The sequence below is a fragment of the Bradyrhizobium sp. SPXBL-04 genome, from assembly GCF_051853035.1.
In the GTDB taxonomy this organism is placed as follows: domain Bacteria; phylum Pseudomonadota; class Alphaproteobacteria; order Rhizobiales; family Xanthobacteraceae; genus Bradyrhizobium; species Bradyrhizobium zhanjiangense.
Genome location: NZ_CP182472.1, coordinates 6,126,979 through 6,146,548, shown reverse-complemented (window position 1 = coordinate 6,146,548; position 19,570 = coordinate 6,126,979). Strand labels below are relative to the sequence as shown.

Below are 19,570 nucleotides of genomic sequence, written 5' to 3'. Positions count from 1 at the left end.
CATCGTCTTTTGAAGCCGGAGAGAGATTGCAATGAATATGTCTGCCGCCAAGATTGAGATTGAAACCGCGACGCCTGCGGTCACCGCCGCGCCCGTCGTCGCGATGATGCCAAAGCGTCCCCCGCGCACCGAAGCTTACGCACGCATGGCACGGGAGACGGCCGTGCGCGTGATCCCGCCGCTGGTCGTGATCGCGCTGCTGACGCTGGTGTGGGAGCTGGTCTGCCGCCGCGCCGGCTCGGCGCTGCCGCCGCCGTCAAAGGTGTTCAAGGATACAAAGGAGCTGATCCTCGATCCGTTCTTCGATCATGGCGGCATCGACAAGGGTCTGTTCTGGCATCTGTCCGCCAGTCTCCAGCGCGTTGCGTTCGGCTATTCGCTGTCCGCCGTCGCCGGCATCGCGCTCGGCGTTCTGGTCGGACAGTCGGTCTGGGCGATGCGCGGGCTCGACCCGCTGTTCCAGGTGCTGCGCACCATTCCGCCGCTGGCCTGGTTGCCGCTCTCGCTCGCAGCCTTTCGCGACGGCCAGCCCTCGGCGATCTTCGTCATCTTCATCACCTCGATCTGGCCGATCATCATCAACACCGCGGTCGGCATCCGCAACATCCCGCAGGACTATCGCAACGTCGCCGCGGTGGTGCAGCTCAATCCGCTCGAATTCTTCTCCAAGATCATGATCCCGGCGGCGGCGCCCTACATCTTCACGGGCTTGCGCATCGGCATCGGCCTGTCGTGGCTCGCCATCGTCGCCGCCGAAATGCTGATCGGCGGCGTCGGTATCGGCTTCTTCATCTGGGACGCCTGGAACTCCTCGCATATCAGCGAGATCATCCTGGCGCTGTTCTATGTCGGCATCGTCGGCTTCGTGCTGGACCGCCTGATCGCGGGCCTCGGCAAGTTCGTCACCCGCGGCACCGCGCAGAATTGAGAGGAGGGGGCACATGACCGCCTATCTGAAGCTCGACCACATCGACAAGGTCTTCACCCGCGGCGCCGCCACCACGGAGGTGCTGAAGGACATCAATCTCACGATCGAGAAAGGCGAATACGTCTCGATCATCGGCCATTCCGGCTGCGGCAAGTCGACCCTGCTCAACATCATTGCAGGCCTGACCAATGCCACCATCGGCGGCGTGCTGCTGGAGAACCGCGAGGTGAACTCGCCAGGGCCGGATCGCGCCGTGGTGTTCCAGAACCACAGCCTGCTGCCGTGGCTGACCGTGTACGAGAACGTCAGGCTCGGCGTCGACAAGGTCTTTGCCAGGACCAAGTCCCGCGCCGAACGCGACGCCTGGGTGATGCACAATCTCAATCTCGTGCAGATGGCCCACGCCAGGGACAAGCGTCCTTCCGAAATCTCCGGCGGCATGAAGCAGCGCGTCGGCATCGCGCGGGCGCTGGCGATGGAGCCGAAGGTGCTGCTGCTGGATGAGCCGTTCGGCGCGCTCGACGCGCTGACCCGAGCGCATCTCCAGGACTCCGTGATGGCGCTGCATCAGAAGCTCGGCAACACCATTTTGATGATCACTCACGACGTCGACGAGGCCGTGCTCTTGTCCGACCGCATCGTGATGATGACCAACGGGCCCTCCGCGCGCATCGGCGAGGTGCTGGAGGTGCCGCTGGCGCGCCCGCGCAAGCGGCTCGAGCTTGCGACCAGCGCCACTTACTTGAAGTGCCGGCAGCGCGTACTCGAATTCCTCTACGAGCGTCATCGCTTCGTAGAAGCGGCGTAAACCAAAGGTTAATGCGCGAAACGTCTGCGCCTAAATAATCGACATCCCGCTCAATCCTTGTGCGCCGCACAAGGATTGAGCGAATCGCAAATTTAGCGTGCGAAAAAGCCCTGCAAGAAATTCGGGCAATACGAATAACGTGCTGAAATCCCTGTATTTCCAGCGTGCGCGCAACTGGCACGGAAATTGAAGTGTCTTTGAGCGACGCCAACGACGACGTCCCTCAACATCATCAATCAGCATCGTGAACTCGCCACCGGGGTGAAGCCTCGGAGCGCGCCTCCGTGGCCCGGAGGCTGAGCCTGCAACGACGCAGCGGTGAGCTTAGAAGGGATACTCAATGACGAAGAATCCGACTCTGAACTCCAGCTGGATTTCAGACTGGCGCCCCGAAGATGAGGCGTTCTGGAATGCGACTGGCAAGACGATCGCGCGGCGCAACCTGATCTGGTCGATCGTAGCCGAACATATCGGCTTCTCGGTCTGGCTGATCTGGAGCATCGTCACCACGAAGCTGCCGCAGGCCGGCTTCCACTACACCACGGACCAGCTGTTCCAGCTCGTCGCGGTGCCGGGCCTGATCGGCGCCCTGATGCGCTTTCCCTATACCTTTGCAGTGACGACCTTCGGCGGCCGCAACTGGACCATCTTCAGCGCGGCGATCCTGTTCATTCCGACTTTGTCGCTTGCCTATTTCGTGAGCCAGCCCGACACGCCGTTCTGGCTGATGCTGCTGATCGCCTCGACCGCGGGTCTCGGCGGCGGCAATTTCGCCTCCAGCATGACCAACATCTCCTTCTTCTTTCCCGACCGGATGAAGGGATGGGCGCTCGGTCTCAACGCGGCCGGCGGCAATATTGGTGTCTCCAGCGTGCAGCTCCTGACCCCGATCCTGATGACGCTTGCCGTCTTCAACCTGTTCCAGGCAACGCCCGTGGACGGCATCTTCCTCCAGAATGCCGGCCTGATGTGGGTGCTGCCGATCGCGGTCGCCGTGTTCGGTGCGGTGTTTTTCATGAACAACCTCACCACGGCCAAGTCTTCGGTGAAGAACCAGCTCGCGATCGTCAAGCGCAAGCACACCTGGATCATGGCGTATCTCTATATCGGCACGTTCGGGTCCTTCATCGGCTACTCCGCGGCGTTCCCGCTGCTGATCAAGACGCAGTTCCCCACCGTGACGATCTCGATCGCCTTCTTGGGCCCGCTGGTCGGCTCGCTGTCGCGTCCGCTCGGCGGCTGGCTTGCCGACAAGCTCGGCGGCTCGATCATCACCTTGTGGAACTTCATTGCGATGGCGGCGGCGACGATCGGCGTGCTCTATTTCGTCGGCCAGAAAGATTTCATCGGCTTCCTGTCGATGTTCCTGATCCTGTTCGTCACGACCGGCATCGGCAACGGCTCGACCTATCGGATGATCCCCTCGATCTTCCGCGAGGAGAACCTGTTCAAGGTGCGCGGTAAGGGCGATGTCGCGCGTGCGGCTGCCCTGAAGACCGCGAGCATCGAGAGCGGCGCGGCGGTCGGCTTCATCGGCGCGATCGGCGCCGTCGGCGGCTATCTGATCCCGAGCGGTTTCGGCAAGTCGATCGCCATGACCGGCGGGCCGCAGCTCGCGCTCGCGATCTACCTCGCCTTCTACGGCTCCTGTCTCGCCCTGACCTGGTGGTTCTACCTGCGTCGCGGCCCGCAGACCGAAGGCGCACCAAGCCTCGCCGAAGCAAGAGTGTGACACTTGGTATGAAACTCGCTTCTCCCCGTACGCGGGGAGAAGACTCTCTGATGACGTTTGACCCATGAACCTTGTTCGCAACGGCGCGCACCAAGGCAAACTGAAACAGACAGGAGAACCACATGACGCCCGAACAGATCACTCTCATCCAACAGAGCTTCGCCAAGGTCGCGCCGATGTCGGAGCAGGCCGCGGTGCTGTTCTACGATCGTCTGTTCGAGGTGGCGCCGTCCGTGCGCGCGATGTTTCCCGAGGACATGACCGAGCAGCGCAAGAAGCTGATGGGCATGCTCGCTGCCGTCGTCGGCGGCCTGTCGAACCTGGACTCGATTCTTCCCGCGGCCTCCGCGCTCGCCAAGCGTCACGTCGCTTACGGTGCGATGGCCGAGCACTATCCCGTGGTCGGCGCGACCCTGCTGTGGACTCTGGAGAAGGGTCTTGGCGAAGCATGGACGCCCGAACTGGCAAAAGCCTGGACCGACGCCTATGGCGTGCTGTCCGGCTACATGATGTCCGAAGCCTACGGCGCCCGGCCGCAGGCCGCTGAATAGGAGATGCCTCGTGAGTGAACCGCTGGTCATCGTCGGTAACGGTATGGCGGCCGCGCGTCTGGTCGACGAGCTCGCCAAGACCGCGCTCGGCCGCTACGCGGTCGCCGTGATCGGCGAAGAGCCGCGGCTCGCTTACAACCGCGTGCTGCTCTCATCCGTGCTGGCCGGCGAGACCGGCTCGCACGAGATCGAGCTCCGGCCGGCCGATTGGTGGCGCCATCGCGGCGTCACCGTGCGCTACGGCTATCGCGTTACCGAGATCGACACCGGCCGCCGCGAGCTCAAGATCGCCGGCGAAGAGAGCATGGAATATTCCAAGCTGGTGCTCGCCACCGGCTCGACGCCGCTGCGGCTCAACGTGCCGGGCGCTGATCTCGCCGGCGTGCACACCTTCCGCGACACCCGCGACGTCGATCTGCTGCTGACGCTGGCCGCGGCGAAGAAGCGCGTCGTCGTGGTCGGTGGCGGCCTGCTCGGTCTCGAAGCGGCCTATGGACTTGCCAAGGCCGGTGCGCCGGTGACGCTGCTGCATCTGATGGACCGGCTGATGGAGCGTCAGCTCGATGGGCCGGCCGCCGATCTGCTCAAAATGCTGGTCGAGCGCAAGGGCATCCGTATCCTGCTCAACGCCTCCACCGCCCGCATCCATGGCGATGGTCACGTCGAGGCCGTCGAGCTTGCCGACGGCAGCCGCATCGAGGCCGACGCCGTGATTTTCGCCGCCGGCATCAGGCCGAACGTCGCTCTTGCGAAGGAAGCAGGCATCGCGGTCAACCGCGGCGTCGTCGTCAATGACGTGATGCAGACGGCTTCGCCCGACATCTTCGCGCTCGGCGAATGCGCCGAGCATCGCGGCACCTGCTATGGCCTGGTCGAGCCCGCCTATGAGCAGGCGCGCGTGCTGGCGGGGCATCTCGCCGGCCGGCCCGCCGCCTATCAGGGCAGCGTGGTCTCGACCAATCTGAAGGTCTCCGGCGTCAGCGTGTTCTCCGCCGGTGACTTCATGGGCGGGGAGGGCAGCGAGAGCCTCGTGCTGTCGGACCGCAGGCGCGGCACCTACAAGAAGCTCGTCATCGCCGACGGCCGGCTCACCGGCGCGGTGCTGATCGGCGATACCCTCGATGCGCTCTGGTACCTCGAGCTGATCCGCAATCGCGACAAGGTCGCGGCGATCCGCACCGACATGATGTTCGGCCGCGCGCTGGCGCTGCCTTCGAAAGCGGCTTGATATGACGGCGATCGACCCCACGCTCCACGCCACCAAGACGACCTGTCCCTATTGCGGCGTCGGCTGCGGCGTGCTGGCGACACCCGACGGCAAGGGTGGTGCAGCGATCGCCGGCGACCCTGACCATCCCGCCAATTTCGGCCGGCTGTGCTCGAAAGGCTCCGCGCTCGGCGAGACCGTCGGGCTCGAAAGCCGGCTGCTCTACCCGATGATCCGCTGCAAGGGCGTACTGGAGCGGGTCGCCTGGAGCGATGCGCTCGACCATGTCGCCCACCGCATGCAGCACATCGTGGCGCGCGACGGCGCTGACGCGGTAGCGTTCTATCTCTCCGGCCAGTTGCTGACCGAGGATTATTACGTCGCCAACAAGCTGATGAAGGGCTTTGTCGGCACGGCGAACGTGGATACTAACTCGCGGCTGTGCATGTCGTCCTCGGTTGCCGGCCATCGCCGCGCCTTCGGCGCCGACACCGTGCCCGGCTGCTACGAGGATCTCGACCAGGCCGACTTGCTCGTCTTCGTCGGCTCGAACGCGGCCTGGTGCCATCCGGTGCTGTTCCAGCGCATGCTGAAGAACCGTGGGGAACGCGGCGCGCGCATGATCGTGATCGATCCGCGCCGCACCGACACCGCGAGCGATGTCGATCTATTCCTCGGCCTCAAGCCCGGCACTGACACCGCGCTGTTCTCCGGCCTGTTCGTGCATCTCGCCGACCACGGCGCGCTCGATCAGGATTACATCGCGCAGAACACGAGCGGATTCGACGATGCGCTGGTGCGTGCGCGGAGCATCGCCGGCAGCGTCACCGCGACGGCGCTTGCCACGGGCTTGTCCGAGCAGGACGTCGCCAGCTTCTTCAAGATGTTTCGCGAGACCGCGAAGGTCGTCACGCTCTATTCGCAAGGGGTCAACCAGTCGGCGCAGGGCACCGACAAGGTCAACGCGATTCTGAACTGCCATCTTGCTACGGGCCGCATCGGCAAGCCTGGTGCCTCGCCGTTCTCGCTCACGGGCCAGCCCAACGCGATGGGCGGCCGCGAGGTCGGCGGCCTCGCCAACATGCTCGCCGCTCACATGGGTTTTACGCCGCCCGACATCGATCGTGTCAGGCGGTTCTGGAAGGCGCCGCGCATTGCCACCCATGAAGGGCTGAAGGCGGTGCAATTGTTCGAGGCGATCAACCGCGGCGAGGTCAAGGCGCTGTGGGTGATGGGCACCAACCCGGCGGTGTCGCTGCCAGATGCCGACATGGTTCGCGATGCACTGAAGAAGCTCGAACTGTTCGTCGTCTCCGAGAACGTGCTCTCCAACGACACGGTCGCGGCCGGGCCGCATGTGCTGCTGCCGGCGCTCGCCTGGGGCGAGAAGTCGGGCACGGTGACAAACTCCGAACGCCGCATCTCGCGCCAGCGCTCGTTCCTGCCGGCGCCGGGCGAGGCGCGCCCCGACTGGTGGATCCTAAGCGAGACCGCAAAGCGTCTCGGCTTCGGCGACAGCTTCAATTACAAATCGGCCGCCGAGATTTTTCGCGAGCACGCCGCGCTCTCGGCCTTCGAGAACGACGGCAGCCGTGATTTCGACATCGGCGCGCTGACCTCGCTGTCGAACGAAGCCTTCGATGCGCTCAAGCCGGTGCAGTGGCCGGCGCGCCAAGGCGAGGCGCCCCGCGCGCGCTTCTTTGCGGAAGGCGATTTCTTCACCAATGACGGCAAGGGCCGCTTCGTCGCGCCGGAAGTGCCGTCGTTGCGCAGCGAGACCGGCGCCTCGCGCCCCCTCAGGCTCAATACCGGACGCATCCGCGACCAGTGGCACACCATGACGCGCACGGGCCTTAGCCAGCGGCTCGGCGCACATCTGCCCGAGCCTTTCGTCGAGATCCATCCCGATGACGCCAGCAAATACGGCGTCGCTCACGACGGCTACGCCCGCATCACGACCGATTACGGCCAGTGCATCCTGAAAGTCGTCGTCAGCGAGCGCCAGCAGCGCGGCACGCTGTTCGCGCCAATCCACTGGAGCGCGATGAACGCCTCACATGGCCGCGTCGGCGCGCTGGTGCAGTCGTTTACCGATCCGTTCTCGGGCCAGCCCGAGTCCAAGGCGACGCCGGCTGCGATCGCGCCTTACGAATTCGTCTTCCGCGGTTTTGCGCTGTCGCGACAGCAGCTCGATCTGCCGCCGAACCTGTTGTGGACCCGCGTCACGGTTGCCGGCGGTTTCGGCTATCTGTTCGCCGACAACGCGGATCTGTCGCGCTGGCCGGTTTGGCTCGACGGCGTTGCCGGCGAGGACATCGCCGAATATCGCGATTTCGGCGGCGGCATCTATCGCGCTGCCTCGTTCGCGGGCGATCGCATCGAGGCCTGTCTGTTTGTCGGCCCCGGGCATGACGCCGGCGATTGGGAGGTGATCAGAACTGCCTTTGCGGCCGATCACGTCACCGACGAGCAGCGCCGCATGCTGCTGTCAGGCAAGTCGACGGAGGGAACGGCCTCGACCGGGCCAGTCGTCTGCGCCTGCTTCGGTGTCGGTCGCGGCACCATCTGCGACACCATCGCCGCTGGCGCACGCACCGCGGCCGAGATCGGCGCCAAGCTCAAGGCCGGCACCAATTGCGGCTCCTGCATCCCCGAACTGAAGCGGCTGATCGCGACGACGGAAACGCCGGCGAAGCAGGCCAAGCTCGCGGGCGCGGCGGGGTAGGCCCGACATTCTCAGTCGTCGCCGTATACTCCGCCGTCATCGCCCGGCTTGACCGGGCGATCCAGTACGCCGAGACAACTGTGATTAGGCGGTGGGGCCGCGGCGTACTGGATTCCCCGCTTTCGCGGGGAATGACAGCAAGGACAGGGCGCCATGCCTTCCGCCCCAATCGACGCACCGGCCATTGTGCCCTATGTTGCCGCGCTCTCCCTCTCAACGCGCACAACAACAATGATGTACCTGGAAACGCCGCCGCGCCTGATCGAAACAAGAATCTTCTCCGCCATGCCTGACAAGTTCCGCCGCAAGGGCGTGCGGACGGATTGGGCCGACGCCAACCGGCCGGGCGTGCCGACCGATAGCTTCATCGAGGGGCCATCCTTCGACAAGGAAGGCAATCTCTACATCGTCGATATTCCCTTCGGCCGCATCTTCCGTATTGCGCCGGATGGCGCGTGGTCGCAGGTCGTCGAATATGAGGGCTGGCCGAACGGGCTGAAGGTCGCATCCGACGGCCGCATCCTGATCGCCGATTACATGCATGGCATCATGGAGCTCGATGCCAAAGCCGGCCGCGTCACGCCGGTCCTGACCGCGCGCAATTCGGAATCGTTTCGCGGCTGCAACGATCTGTATCTCGCGTCCAACGGTGACATCTATTTCACCGATCAGGGCCAGACCGGCCTGCACGATCCGAGTGGTCGGGTCTATCGGCTGGCATCGAGTGGCCGGCTCGACTGCCTGATCAACACCGGCATCAGCCCGAACGGCCTCGTGCTCGGCCCGACCGAGACCGTCCTGTTCGTTGCCATGACACGCGACAATGCGGTGTGGCGGCTGCCGTTCATGCAGGATGGCAGCGTGTCGAAGGTCGGCCGCTTCTGCTCGCTGTTCGGCACCAGCGGCCCTGATGGCATGACCATGGACGCCAAAGGTCGCCTGTTCGTCGGCCACGCTTCGCTCGGTCACGTCTTCGTATTCGCGCCCAACGGCGAATTGATTGCGCGGATCAAGTCGTGCGCGGGGCCGAATTGCACGAATGTGGCGATCAGTGGCGAAAGGAAAGATCGTCTCTATATCACGGAGTCCTCGACCGGGAGCGTACTAGTCGCTGACATCAGCGGTCTGTAGCGCGTGGCTCTTCGCCTCGCCCCGCTTGCGGGGAGAGGCCGACGCGCGAAGCGCGGCGGGTGAGGGGGAGTCTCCGCGAGTCCAACTGCTAGCGAATTGGCGGAGGCAGCCCCTCTCCCCAACCCTCTCCCCGTAAGAACGGGGAGAGGGAGAGAACAGAGCGGAGATCGGAAAAGAACATGAACACAAACCCTTTCGGCAAGACCGGCGCCAACGTCTCCGTCATCGGGCAGGGCACCTGGTATCTCGACCACGGCGACCGCAAGCGCGCCATTGCCGCGCTTCAGCGCGGGCTCGATCTCGGCATGACCCACATCGACACCGCCGAGATGTACGGTGACGCCGAGCTCGTCATTGCGGACGCGATTGCGGGCCGTCGCGATGAGGTGTTTCTCGTTTCAAAAGTGCTGCCGAGCAACGCCTCGCGCCGCGGCACGATCACGGCCTGTGAGCGTTCGCTGAAGCGGCTGAAGACCGATCGGCTCGACTGCTATCTGTTGCACTGGCGCGGCTCCTATCCGCTCGAGGACACCGTCGCTGCGTTCGAGGAACTGGTGAAAGCGGGCAAGATCAAGTCCTGGGGCGTCTCCAACTTCGATGCCGACGATCTCGACGACATTCTCGACGTTGCGGGCGAGGGACGGATCGCATGCAATCAGGTGCTCTATCATCTCAAGGAACGCGCGATCGAGCATGCCGTGATTCCCTGGTGCGAGCGGCATGGTGTCGCCGTGGTCGCCTATTCGCCGTTCGGACACGATGATTTTCCGGATGCGCGCAGCAAGGGCGGCGCCGTGCTGGTGAAGATCGCGGAGACGCGTCGGGCGACACCGCGTCAGGTCGCGCTCAGCTTCCTCACCCGTGCAACTACGGTGTTCGCGATTCCGAAAGCCTCATCCGCGGAACATGCCGCCGAAAATGCGGCCGCCGGCGATCTCGTGCTGACGAACGAGGAGATTGCGGCGCTCGATGCGGCGTTTCCGCGCGGGCCGAAGCCGCGCAGCCTGCCCATGTTGTAGTGCAAAAACGCCCATTATTAATGGAATATTGACGCGCGCGGACGTCAGCGCATATCGGCATCCTGTTTTCGGAAGTTGTGAACGCGGCGCATTTGTCGTTTTTTACGAGCGTTCTCGATTCGCATTATTTCCGGGTTCCAGCCGTGACACCGCCGCCCGCCGCAGCCGCAAGGCTCGACAGTATTCCCATGCCCGTGCCGGAGAAGAAGCAGGCGGCTCGCCGTGCGCCCGCGCGCGTCGATCATCCCTTCAAGGGCATTGCGCTGGTGCTGCTGTCGACGGTGTTTCTCGGCACCTCCGACGTGACCGCGAAATATCTCTCGACCAGCCTGCCGTCGATCGAGATCACCTGGATCCGCTTCGTCACCTTCGCGCTGATGTTCACGCCGGTGATGCTGCCGGGCTCACCGCTGCATGCGATGCGCACCGAGCGGATCGGCCTGCAGCTAATGCGCGGCGCCGCGCTGCTTGGCTCCTCGCTGTTCTTCATCACCGGTCTGCGGTTCCTCCCCATTGCGGAAGCTTCCGCCACCGGCTTCGTGTCGCCGCTGTTCGTCACCGCGCTGTCGATCATCTTCCTGAGCGAGAAGGTCGGCCTGCGCCGCTGGATCGCCACCGCGATCGGTCTGACCGGCGTGATGATCATCCTGCGCCCGGGCTCCAGCGCGTTTCATGCCGCCGCGTTCTTCCCGATCATCTCGGCGTTCTGCTGGGCTGCCGCGCTGATCCTGACGCGCATGATGAGCGGTCGCGAGGCGGTGCTCACTACCATGGCCTATTCCGCGCTGACGGGCGTTGCGATCCTTTCCGTGATGGTGCCGTTCGTCTGGGTCACGCCGAGCTGGACCGCGATCGGGCTCGGCATCGTGATCGGTGTTGCCTCGACCGTCGGCCAGTGGATCATCGTGCTGGCCTATCGCTATGGCGATGCCTCGGTGCTGGCGCCGTTCTCCTACACGCAGCTGCTGTGGGTCAGCATTTTGGGCTTCTTCATCTTCGGTGAGGTGCCTGATCTCTGGACCATCATCGGCGCGGCCTTCATCGTCGCGAGCGGCCTCTACATCGCCCATCGCGAGCGGGTGCGCCGCGCCCAGCTCCTGGTGCTGGAAGAGCATTCCCCGAACCCCTGACGCAAGATCGCACGCCCGCGTCGTGCTATGAACGGCTCCGACACCACGGGAGGAGCCGGATGCGCGCTGCGATTTTCAGGAACGGTGAGATTGTCGTCGACCGGATGGCGGAGCCGACGCCGGGTCCCGGCCAGGTTCTGGTCAAGACGCTCGCCTGCGGCATTTGCGGTTCCGATCTGCACGCGCGACAGCACGCGCACCGCATGGTGGAGATGGCGCGGAAGACCGGGCGTAAGCCGATGGACCTCAGCCGCGATGTCGTGTTCGGTCATGAGTTCTGCTGCGAGATCGTCGACTACGGTCCAGGCACCGCGCGCAAACTCAAGCCGGGCACGCGCGTCTGCTCGCTGCCGGCGCTGGTGACGCCTGCGGGCATCGAAGGCATCGGCTATTCCAACGACAATATCGGCGGCTATGCCGAGGCGATGCTGCTCAGCGAAGCGCTGCTGCTCGAGGTGCCCAACGGTCTTGCGCCGGAACATGCCGCGCTGACTGAACCGCTCGCGGTCGGGGTTCACGCCGTCGCAAAAGCCAATATCCGTGGTGACGAGGTGCCGCTCGTGATCGGCTGCGGCCCGGTCGGCCTCGCGGTGATCGCAGCGCTGAAGCTCAAGGGCTTGCATCCGATTGTCGCCGCCGACTATTCGCCGGCGCGGCGTGCGCTTGCGGCGAGGCTCGGCGCCGATATCGTCGTCGACCCCAAGGTGTCGCAGCCTTATGCGACATGGGCCGAGCACGCGCAGATGTCGGATGCGGAGAAGGCGGCGCGACCGCCGTTCCAGGCCATGCTGCCGGCGCTGAAGCCTGCGATCATCTTCGAATGTGTCGGCGTGCCCGGCCTGCTCCAGCAGGTGTTCGAAGGCGCGCCGCGTGACGCGCGCATTGTCGTGGTCGGCGTCTGCATGGAGACCGACAGAAGCGAGCCGATGCTGGGCATCATGAAGGAGCTCAATGTCCATTATGTGCTCGGCTACACGCCAGACGAATTCGCAGCGTCACTGCGCCTGATCGCGGAAGGGCAGGTGGATGCCGCGGCGATGGTGACGGCAGAGGTGGGTATCGACGGCGTCGCAAGAGCTTTCGCTGATCTCGCCAATCCAGAGGCGCACACCAAGATCATCGTGCAGCCGTGGCGGTGATGCATCGTCATTGCGAGGAGCGAAGCGACGAAGCAATCCAGACTGTGATCTTCCCCCAAAAAAGTGGACAGCGTTCAAGCCGATTTTAGCTCCATCTCGACTGGGCTGATATAGCCGATGGCCGAGTGTCTGCGGTGTTGATTGTAGAAGCCCTCGACGTAGGCGAAGATGTCGCGCTCAGCTTCATCGCGGGTCGGATATTGACGGTGATGGATCAGTTCGGACTTGAGCGTGTGGAAGAAGCTTTCCATCGGGGCGTTGTCGTAGCAGTCGGCTCTGCGGCTCATCGAAGGCCGGACGCCGGCGGCTTGCAGCGCTTGGCGGTACTCGGTTGAAGCATATTGGATGCCGCGATCGGAGTGATGGATCAGGCCGGCGCCGGGCTTTTGCCCCTTGATCGCCATCCTTAATGCGGCGAGCGGCAATTCGGCGCGCAGATGGTCGTCCATCGCCCAGCCCACGATACGGCGACTGTACAGATCCATGATGGCGGCCAGGTACAACCATCCTTGGCCGGTCCAGACATAGGTGATGTCGGCGAGCCAGACCTGATTGCGCATGGCGGCCGAGAAGTTCCGGCCGAGCAAGTTGGGCGCGATCGGGAAGCCATGCCCGCTATCGGTGGTGCGGCATCGTCGCGGCCCGGCCGAGATGGCTCGAACGCCATGGCAGCGCATCTGCCGCTCGATTCGGCCACGGCTTGCATGGTGTCCCTGGGCCTTGAGTTCGACATGAATGCGCGGGCTGCCATAGCGACCATGACTGTCGCGATGAACCCGCTTGATGTCCTGCAGCAACTCTCGATTGGCAGCGGCCCGGGGGCTTTCCGGGCGCGACCGCCAAGCATAGTAGCCCGCAGGCGAGACGCCGAGGACACGGCACATGATCTTAACCGGATAGTCGGCGCGGCGATCTTCGATGAAGCGGAACTTCATGTCCTGGGTCCAGCAAAGATCGCGATCGACTTTTTTAAAATGTCGCGCTCCATACGCAACTGTTCGTTTTCCCGCTGCAACCGGGCGATCACGTCAGCTTGGGCCGCCGACGGCACCGCCGCTTGCGACGTGGGCGCCGCGGCGCTGCCGCCGGCTGCTACCGTGCTCCGCTCCTTCACCCATCGGCTGAGCACGGAGCCGTCCAGCCCGAGCTCCTTCGATACCGACTTCGCCGAACGGCCGCTCGACAAAACCAGATCAACTGCCTGCCGCTTGTACTCGTCCGAATACGAGCGTCGCTGCCGTTTCGCCATCTGACACCTCTCGCTGCCTAAGCTATAGGTGTCCACCGATTTAGGGGAGGCTCACTGTCTCCGCAGATGCATTCTGGATTGCTTCGCTACGCTCGCAATGACGAGGACAACCGTCACACCGGCAGCGCGATTGAATATTTCACCTGGCTCAGCGCGAAGCTGGACTCGATCGAGGCGATGCCGTCGAGCCGGGTCAGCTTGGTCTTCAGGAAGGTCTCATAGGAGGCGAGGTCGGCCGCCACGACGCGCAGCAGATAGTCGCGGTTGCCGGTCATCAGATAGCATTCCAGCACCTCGTCCCATTTCGAGATCGCACGCGCGAAGCGGTTGAGGTCCTCCTCCTTCTGCCGCGCCAGCTTGATCGAGATGAAGACGCTGACATGCAGGCCAAGCGCCGTCTGGTCGACGGTCGCAACGTAGCGCGAGATGACGCCGCGCTCCTCCAGGAGCTTGACGCGGCGATGGCAGGGCGAGACCGAGAGCCCGACCTTGTCGGCGAGTTCCTGCATGGTCATGCGGCTGTCGGTCTGGAGCAAAGCGAGGATCTTGCGGTCGATGGCGTCGAGCTCTGGCATTGGGATGGAACCTGTCCTTCGTCGGGCTACATTGGTAAAATATCCCAATATCTAGGGATATGGCGCGAAAAATTGAGAAGTTTGGCGCCGCCCGCAGGAGTATCATCGCAGCGTCTGTTTCCGGGAGCATTGCCATGCCCGTTGATTCCGCTCGTCTCGACACATTGACCGCTCTTAGCCGCAAGGCGCTGTGGCTGTCGTCCTGGACAATCCACCACGCCAACCACGTCCGCGCCAACGCGGACGGGCTCAAGGTCGGCGGCCATCAGGCCTCATCCGCCTCGCTCGCCACGATCATGTCGGCGCTGTACTTCCACGTGTTGCGCCCTGAGGATCGCGTCGCGGTGAAGCCGCATGCGAGCCCGGTGTTCCATGCCATCCAATATCTGTTCGGCCGGCAGACCCGCGAGAAGCTGGAGAATTTTCGCGGCTTCAAGGGCGCGCAGTCCTATCCTTCGCGAACCAAGGACGTCGACGACGTCGATTTCTCCACCGGCTCGGTCGGCCTCGGCGTCGCGCAGACGCTGTTCGCCTCGCTGGTGCAGGACTACGTCAAGGCGCACGGCTGGATGAAGGATCGCCGCGAGGGACGGATGATCGCGCTCGTCGGCGACGCCGAGATGGACGAGGGCAACATCTTCGAAGCTCTTGCAGAAGGCTGGAAGCACGGCCTGCGCAACACCTGGTGGGTGGTGGACTATAACCGCCAGTCGCTCGACGCGGTCGTGCGCGAAGGGCTCTGGGAGAAGTTCGAGACTATGTTCCGCAACTTCGGCTGGGACGTGGTGATCGTGAAATACGGCAGGCTGATGCGCGAGGCCTTTGCCGAGCCCGGCGGCGAGGCGCTGAAGCGCTGGATCGACAATTGTCCGAACGCGCTCTACGCCGCGCTGTGCTTTCAAGGCGGTGCGGCGTTCCGCAAGCATCTGCACGACGAGATCGGCGATCAGGGCCCGATCACAAAACTGATCGATAAGCGCAGCGACGACGAGTTGCTGGCGCTGATGTCGAACCTCGGCGGCCACGACATGGCGAGCATGCTGGAGGCGTTCGAGTCCATCGACCACGATCGCCCGGTCTGCTTCATCGCCTACACCATCAAAGGCGTCGGCCTTCCGTTCCAGGGCCACAAGGACAACCACGCCGGCCTGATGACGGTCGCGCAGATGGAGAAATATCGCGACAGCCAGAACATCCGTCCCGGGCACGAATGGGACAAGTTCGAGGGCCTGGCGCAGGATGCGGCCGAGTTGGAGGCTTTCCTCGCGCGCGTGCCGTTCAACCAGGACGGCCGCCGGTTGAGCGCGCCTGTCGTCGAGGTGCCCCAGCAGCTCGCCTTCAAGCCGTCGCCGCAGATGTCGACCCAGCAGGGGTTTGGTCTCGTGCTGAACGAGATCGCACGCAGCGACAGCGAGCTCTCGCGGCGCATCGTCACGACGTCGCCTGACGTCACCGTCTCGACCAATCTCGGCCCCTGGGTCAATCGGCGCGGGCTGTTCGCGCGCGCCGAGAAAGCAGACTTATTCCGCAGCGAGAAAATTCCCTCGACCTACAATTGGGATGCTTCCCCCAAGGGGCAGCATCTCGAGCTCGGCATCGCCGAGATGAACCTGTTCATCATGCTCTCGGCGCTCGGCCTGTCGCACCAGATCAATGGCGAGCGGCTGCTGCCGGTCGGCACGCTCTACGATCCCTTCATCGAGCGCGGGCTCGATGCGCTGAACTATGCCTGTTACCAGGATGCGCGTTTCATGGTGGCGGCGACGCCATCGGGCATCACGCTCGCGCCCGAAGGCGGGGCGCACCAGTCGATCGCAACGCCGTTGATCGGCATGGCGCAGGATGGCCTGGCCTCATTCGAGCCGGCCTTCGTCGACGAGCTCGCCGTGATCATGGCTTTCGGTTTCGAGCACATGCAGCGCGATCCGGGCGAGGGCGGTTCGGTCTATTTGCGGCTCTCGACGCGCAGCATCGAGCAGGCGCAGCGCATCATGACGCCGGAGCTTGCGCAGGGCATCACGGATGGCGCCTACTGGCTGCGAAAGCCGGGCCCGAATGCCGAAGTCGTGATCGCCTATACCGGCGCGGTCGCGCCGGAAGCGATCGAGGCGACCGGCTTCATCGGCGAGAGCCGCCGCGATGTCGGCCTGCTCGCGATCACCTCGGCCGATCGTCTCCACGCAGGCTGGACCGCCGCACGGAAATTGCGCCGCGACCGCCGCGGCGTGCAGCATCTCAGCTCCATCGAAAAACTGCTGGCGCCGTTGCCGCGCGACTGCGGCATCGTGACCGTGATCGACGGCCATCCCTCCGCGCTCGGCTGGCTCGGCAGCGTCCGTGGCCACCGCGTCGAGGCACTCGGCGTCGAGCAGTTCGGCCAGACCGGCACGATCGCGGACCTCTACCGCCACTACGGCCTGGATGCCAACGCCATCATCGATGCGGCCGAAAGCCTCACCACCGGCGCGCCGGTGCTGCATCGGAAGATGGCGGTTTAAGTCTCCGTCGTCGTCCTGGCGAAGGCCAGGACCCATACGCCGCGGCGGGTGTTGTAGGCGACGGGCGGTAGATGTCTGAGCAAGCCAACTGGTAATGGGTCCTGGCCTTCGCCAGGACGACGGCAGTTGAGACCTTGCCTCGCTCGCGCCACCGGCTCATATAATCTCCGTCCGCCGCAACGCTGGCCCCGCATATGGCGGGTTCAATTGCTGGCGCTTTCGTGCAAGGATGCCTGCCGAAACGCCCCCTCCAAGCCCCCAAGAAGAGGTTAACGATGGTCAATCGCATGCAATTCTACATCGACGGCGCCTGGGTCGATCCCGCCGTCAAGAAGTCCACCGCCGTGGTCAATCCGGCGACGGAAGAGGCGATGTACGAGGTTGCGCTGGGCTCCAAGGCCGATGTGGACAAGGCCGTGGCCGCTGCCAAGCGCGCCTTTGCGACGTTCTCCCAGACCAGCCGCGAGGAGCGCGTCGCGCTGTTCTCCAAGATCATCGAGATCTACAAGGGCCGGCTCAAGGAGATCGGCGCTGCCGTCTCCGATGAGATGGGCGCGCCGCTGCCGATGGCGGAGAAGCTCCAGGCCGGCGCCGGCCTCGGCCATCTCATGACCACGCTCGACGTGCTCAAGAACTATCATTTCGAGGAGCCGGTTGGCACCGCCATGGTGCTGCGCGAGCCGATCGGTGTGGTCGGCATGATCACGCCCTGGAATTGGCCGCTCAACCAGATCGCCTGCAAGGTCGCCCCCGCGCTCGCCGCCGGCTGCACCATGATCCTGAAGCCGTCGGAGTTCACGCCGACCTCGGCGTTGATCTTCGCGGAAATCCTGCATGAGGCCGGCGTGCCGAAGGGCGTGTTCAACCTCGTCAACGGCCTCGGCCCCGAGGTCGGCGCGGCCATGAGCGAGCACCCCGATATCGACATGATCTCCTTCACCGGCTCGACCCGCGCCGGCATCGACGTGGCGAAACGCGCGGCGCCGACCGTGAAGCGCGTCAGCCAGGAGCTCGGCGGCAAGTCGCCGAACGTCATCCTCGAAGGCGCCGACCTCACGAAGGCGGTGACCGGCGGCGTGATGCACATGTTCAACAACTCCGGCCAGTCCTGCAACGCGCCCTCGCGCATGATCGTGCCGGCCTCGAAGATGAAGGAAGTCGCCGCGATCGCGAAGGCCGTCGCCGACAAGACCAAGGCCGGTGATCCCCGCGCCGAAGGCACCACCATTGGCCCGGTCGTCAACCGCGGTCAATGGGACAAGATCCAGGGGCTGATCAAGAAGGGCATCGACGAGGGCGCAACGCTCGTCGCCGGCGGCCCGGGCCTGCCCGAAGGCGTCAACAAGGGCTTCTATGTCCGCCCGACCATCTTCGCCGACGTCACCCCTGACATGACGATCGCCCGGGAAGAGATCTTCGGACCGGTGCTGACCATCATCGGCGCCAAGGACGAGGCCGACGCGGTGAAGATCGCCAACGACACGCCGTATGGCCTCGCCGGTTACGTCTCGGCCGACACGGTGGAAAGCGCCAGGCGCGTTGCCCGCCAGATCCGCGCCGGCAACGTCAACCTCCAGGGCGTGCCCAACGACCGCACCGCGCCGTTCGGCGGCTACAAGCAGTCCGGCAACGGCCGTGAGTGGGGCAAGTACGGCCTCGAGGACTTCCTCGAAGTGAAGGCCGTCGCCGGCTTCAACGCGGCGTAAGCTTTAGCGTCTGAATGAACGCGACGCCGGAGCGGGAAACCGCTCCGGCGTTTTTTTGTTTCCGTCATTGCGAGCGAAGCGAAGCAATCCAGCATCGTTCCGCGGCGATAGTCTGGATTGCTTCGTCGCAAGTGCTCCTTGCAATGGCGGTGGAGAGACCTCATCCCCCAACCGCGCCTTGCGTGTTCACATACAGCGCGTAGATCGACTGGCTCGCGGCCATGAACAGGCGGTTGCGCTTGACGCCGCCGAAGCAGAGATTGGCGCAGCGCTCGGGCAGCGCGATGCGGCCGATCATGACACCGTCGGGCGCGAACACGACCACGCCGTCAAGCTCGGGATCGCCCATGCCCCAGCCGCACCAGAGATTGCCGTCGATGTCGCAGCGCATGCCGTCCGGCGTGCCGGGACCTGCATCGATGTGGACGCGCTTATTGGACATCGTGGCGCCATCAGGCGAGACATCATAGGCGAGGATCTTTCGGTTCGGTTGCCCACGCGATTCCACGACGTACAGAATCTTCTCGTCCGGCGAGAAGCACAGCCCGTTCGGCCCTAACACGCCTTCTGCGACGATGGTCGCCTTACCGGTCGCGGGATCGAGCCGGTAGACGTTCGGCTCGATCTCGGGCTCGGCCTTGTATCCCTCGTAATTGCCGAGCAGGCCGAAGGTCGGATCGGTGAACCAGATCGAGCCGTCCGATTTAACAACGACATCGTTCGGTGAGTTCAACCTCTTGCCGTTGAATTGATCCATCAGCACGGTGATGCTGCCGTCATATTCGGTGCGCACCACGCGGCGGCCGCCATGCTCGCAGGTGACGAGCCGGCCCTGACGATCCCTGGTGTTGCCGTTGGCGAAATTCGAGGGTTTTCGGAACACGCTGACGGCGCCGGTTTCCTCCTCCCACTTGATGATGCGCTGGTTCGGGATGTCGCTGCACAGCAGATAGCGCCCGTCGCCGAACCACACCGGCCCCTCGGCCCAGCGCAGGCCGGTCGCGAGTCGCTCTATCGCCGAAAGCTTCAGCCAGTATTTTTCGAAGCGGGGATCGAGTGCACGTATCGCCGGATCGGGGTAATAGGTCGCCGGCCGCCAGCCTTGCGGCCGTTCTTGGGTCTGGGACGATGCATCGTTCATGTGCAGGTCTCGTTGTTGCGTTCCCTCTGTC

15 protein-coding genes are annotated in these 19,570 nt (G+C 64.2%); 12 read left to right on the top strand and 3 right to left on the bottom strand.

Annotation, left to right across the window (positions count from 1 at the left end; translation table 11 throughout):
• The first annotated feature begins 31 nt into the window (after positions 1-31).
• The 10 genes from ntrB (at position 32) to ACNJX8_RS29075 (ending at position 12,370) form a co-directional block, all read left to right on the top strand.
• Entirely contained in the window at positions 32-928 is an 897-nt protein-coding gene (gene ntrB, locus ACNJX8_RS29120) for a nitrate ABC transporter permease (protein WP_128935170.1), read from the top strand.
• Between the two features lie 13 nt (positions 929-941).
• Entirely contained in the window at positions 942-1,736 is a 795-nt protein-coding gene (locus tag ACNJX8_RS29115; protein WP_128935169.1) for an ABC transporter ATP-binding protein, read from the top strand.
• Between the two features lie 340 nt (positions 1,737-2,076).
• Entirely contained in the window at positions 2,077-3,468 is a 1,392-nt protein-coding gene (locus ACNJX8_RS29110; RefSeq protein WP_128935168.1) for an MFS transporter, read from the top strand.
• A gap of 122 nt (positions 3,469-3,590) precedes the next feature.
• Positions 3,591-4,019 (top strand): globin family protein, encoded by a 429-nt coding sequence (locus ACNJX8_RS29105; protein WP_439357595.1) that lies wholly within the window; start codon positions 3,591-3,593, stop codon positions 4,017-4,019.
• A 10-nt stretch (positions 4,020-4,029) separates the two neighbouring features.
• Complete coding sequence (locus tag ACNJX8_RS29100; RefSeq protein ID WP_439357594.1) at positions 4,030-5,247, top strand: NAD(P)/FAD-dependent oxidoreductase; 1,218 nt, start codon at positions 4,030-4,032, stop codon at positions 5,245-5,247.
• Between the two features lies 1 nt (position 5,248).
• Positions 5,249-7,951 carry a nitrate reductase gene (locus tag ACNJX8_RS29095; RefSeq protein ID WP_439357593.1) on the top strand — a complete coding sequence of 901 codons (2,703 nt, stop codon included), beginning with the start codon at positions 5,249-5,251 and terminating at the stop codon, positions 7,949-7,951.
• Between the two features lie 234 nt (positions 7,952-8,185).
• Positions 8,186-9,082, top strand: coding sequence for an SMP-30/gluconolactonase/LRE family protein (locus ACNJX8_RS29090; protein ID WP_439361997.1), 897 nt, complete (start codon positions 8,186-8,188; stop codon positions 9,080-9,082).
• 179 nt (positions 9,083-9,261) lie between these two features.
• Positions 9,262-10,101 (top strand): aldo/keto reductase, encoded by an 840-nt coding sequence (locus tag ACNJX8_RS29085; RefSeq protein ID WP_439357592.1) that lies wholly within the window; start codon positions 9,262-9,264, stop codon positions 10,099-10,101.
• A gap of 188 nt (positions 10,102-10,289) precedes the next feature.
• A complete protein-coding gene (locus ACNJX8_RS29080) occupies positions 10,290-11,231 on the top strand; it encodes a DMT family transporter (RefSeq protein ID WP_439361996.1) in 942 nt (313 codons plus the stop codon).
• A gap of 59 nt (positions 11,232-11,290) precedes the next feature.
• Positions 11,291-12,370: a zinc-binding dehydrogenase gene (locus ACNJX8_RS29075; protein ID WP_439357591.1), complete on the top strand. Its 1,080-nt coding sequence runs from the start codon at positions 11,291-11,293 to the stop codon at positions 12,368-12,370.
• Between the two features lie 74 nt (positions 12,371-12,444).
• On the opposite strand, the gene ACNJX8_RS29070 is transcribed toward ACNJX8_RS29075, so the two are convergent.
• Positions 12,445-13,619 (bottom strand): IS3 family transposase gene (locus ACNJX8_RS29070; protein WP_439357590.1). Its coding sequence is split into 2 segments (ribosomal slippage): positions 12,445-13,325 and positions 13,325-13,619, totalling 1,176 coding nucleotides; the frame shifts between segments, so codons are not numbered across the junction.
• 113 nt (positions 13,620-13,732) lie between these two features.
• Complete coding sequence (locus ACNJX8_RS29065; RefSeq protein WP_439357589.1) at positions 13,733-14,194, bottom strand: Lrp/AsnC family transcriptional regulator; 462 nt, start codon at positions 14,192-14,194, stop codon at positions 13,733-13,735.
• A 134-nt stretch (positions 14,195-14,328) separates the two neighbouring features.
• Here ACNJX8_RS29065 and ACNJX8_RS29060 point away from each other — a divergent pair, with 134 nt between their 5' ends.
• Both ACNJX8_RS29060 and ACNJX8_RS29055 read left to right on the top strand, forming a co-directional pair.
• Complete coding sequence (locus ACNJX8_RS29060) at positions 14,329-16,692, top strand: transketolase (protein ID WP_439357588.1); 2,364 nt, start codon at positions 14,329-14,331, stop codon at positions 16,690-16,692.
• A gap of 275 nt (positions 16,693-16,967) precedes the next feature.
• Positions 16,968-18,398: an aldehyde dehydrogenase family protein gene (locus ACNJX8_RS29055; RefSeq protein WP_128939669.1), complete on the top strand. Its 1,431-nt coding sequence runs from the start codon at positions 16,968-16,970 to the stop codon at positions 18,396-18,398.
• A gap of 160 nt (positions 18,399-18,558) precedes the next feature.
• Here ACNJX8_RS29055 and ACNJX8_RS29050 read toward each other — a convergent pair whose 3' ends face one another.
• Positions 18,559-19,539, bottom strand: a complete 981-nt coding sequence (locus tag ACNJX8_RS29050; RefSeq protein WP_439357587.1) for an SMP-30/gluconolactonase/LRE family protein — start codon at positions 19,537-19,539, stop codon at positions 18,559-18,561.
• Between the last annotated feature and the right edge of the window lie 31 nt (positions 19,540-19,570).

What these genes read in the sequence shown, in the direction of transcription:
- ntrB (WP_128935170.1), top strand. Translation starts at nt 32, where the DNA reads ATGAATATGTCTGCCGCCAAGATTGAGATTGAAACCGCGACGCCTGCG.
- ACNJX8_RS29115 (WP_128935169.1), top strand. Translation starts at nt 942, where the DNA reads ATGACCGCCTATCTGAAGCTCGACCACATCGACAAGGTCTTCACCCGC.
- ACNJX8_RS29110 (WP_128935168.1), top strand. Translation starts at nt 2,077, where the DNA reads ATGACGAAGAATCCGACTCTGAACTCCAGCTGGATTTCAGACTGGCGC.
- ACNJX8_RS29105 (WP_439357595.1), top strand. Translation starts at nt 3,591, where the DNA reads ATGACGCCCGAACAGATCACTCTCATCCAACAGAGCTTCGCCAAGGTC.
- ACNJX8_RS29095 (WP_439357593.1), top strand. Translation starts at nt 5,249, where the DNA reads ATGACGGCGATCGACCCCACGCTCCACGCCACCAAGACGACCTGTCCC.
- ACNJX8_RS29090 (WP_439361997.1), top strand. Translation starts at nt 8,186, where the DNA reads ATGTACCTGGAAACGCCGCCGCGCCTGATCGAAACAAGAATCTTCTCC.
- ACNJX8_RS29085 (WP_439357592.1), top strand. Translation starts at nt 9,262, where the DNA reads ATGAACACAAACCCTTTCGGCAAGACCGGCGCCAACGTCTCCGTCATC.
- ACNJX8_RS29080 (WP_439361996.1), top strand. Translation starts at nt 10,290, where the DNA reads ATGCCCGTGCCGGAGAAGAAGCAGGCGGCTCGCCGTGCGCCCGCGCGC.
- ACNJX8_RS29075 (WP_439357591.1), top strand. Translation starts at nt 11,291, where the DNA reads ATGCGCGCTGCGATTTTCAGGAACGGTGAGATTGTCGTCGACCGGATG.
- ACNJX8_RS29065 (WP_439357589.1), bottom strand. Translation starts at nt 14,194, where the DNA reads ATGCCAGAGCTCGACGCCATCGACCGCAAGATCCTCGCTTTGCTCCAG.
- ACNJX8_RS29060 (WP_439357588.1), top strand. Translation starts at nt 14,329, where the DNA reads ATGCCCGTTGATTCCGCTCGTCTCGACACATTGACCGCTCTTAGCCGC.
- ACNJX8_RS29055 (WP_128939669.1), top strand. Translation starts at nt 16,968, where the DNA reads ATGGTCAATCGCATGCAATTCTACATCGACGGCGCCTGGGTCGATCCC.
- ACNJX8_RS29050 (WP_439357587.1), bottom strand. Translation starts at nt 19,539, where the DNA reads ATGAACGATGCATCGTCCCAGACCCAAGAACGGCCGCAAGGCTGGCGG.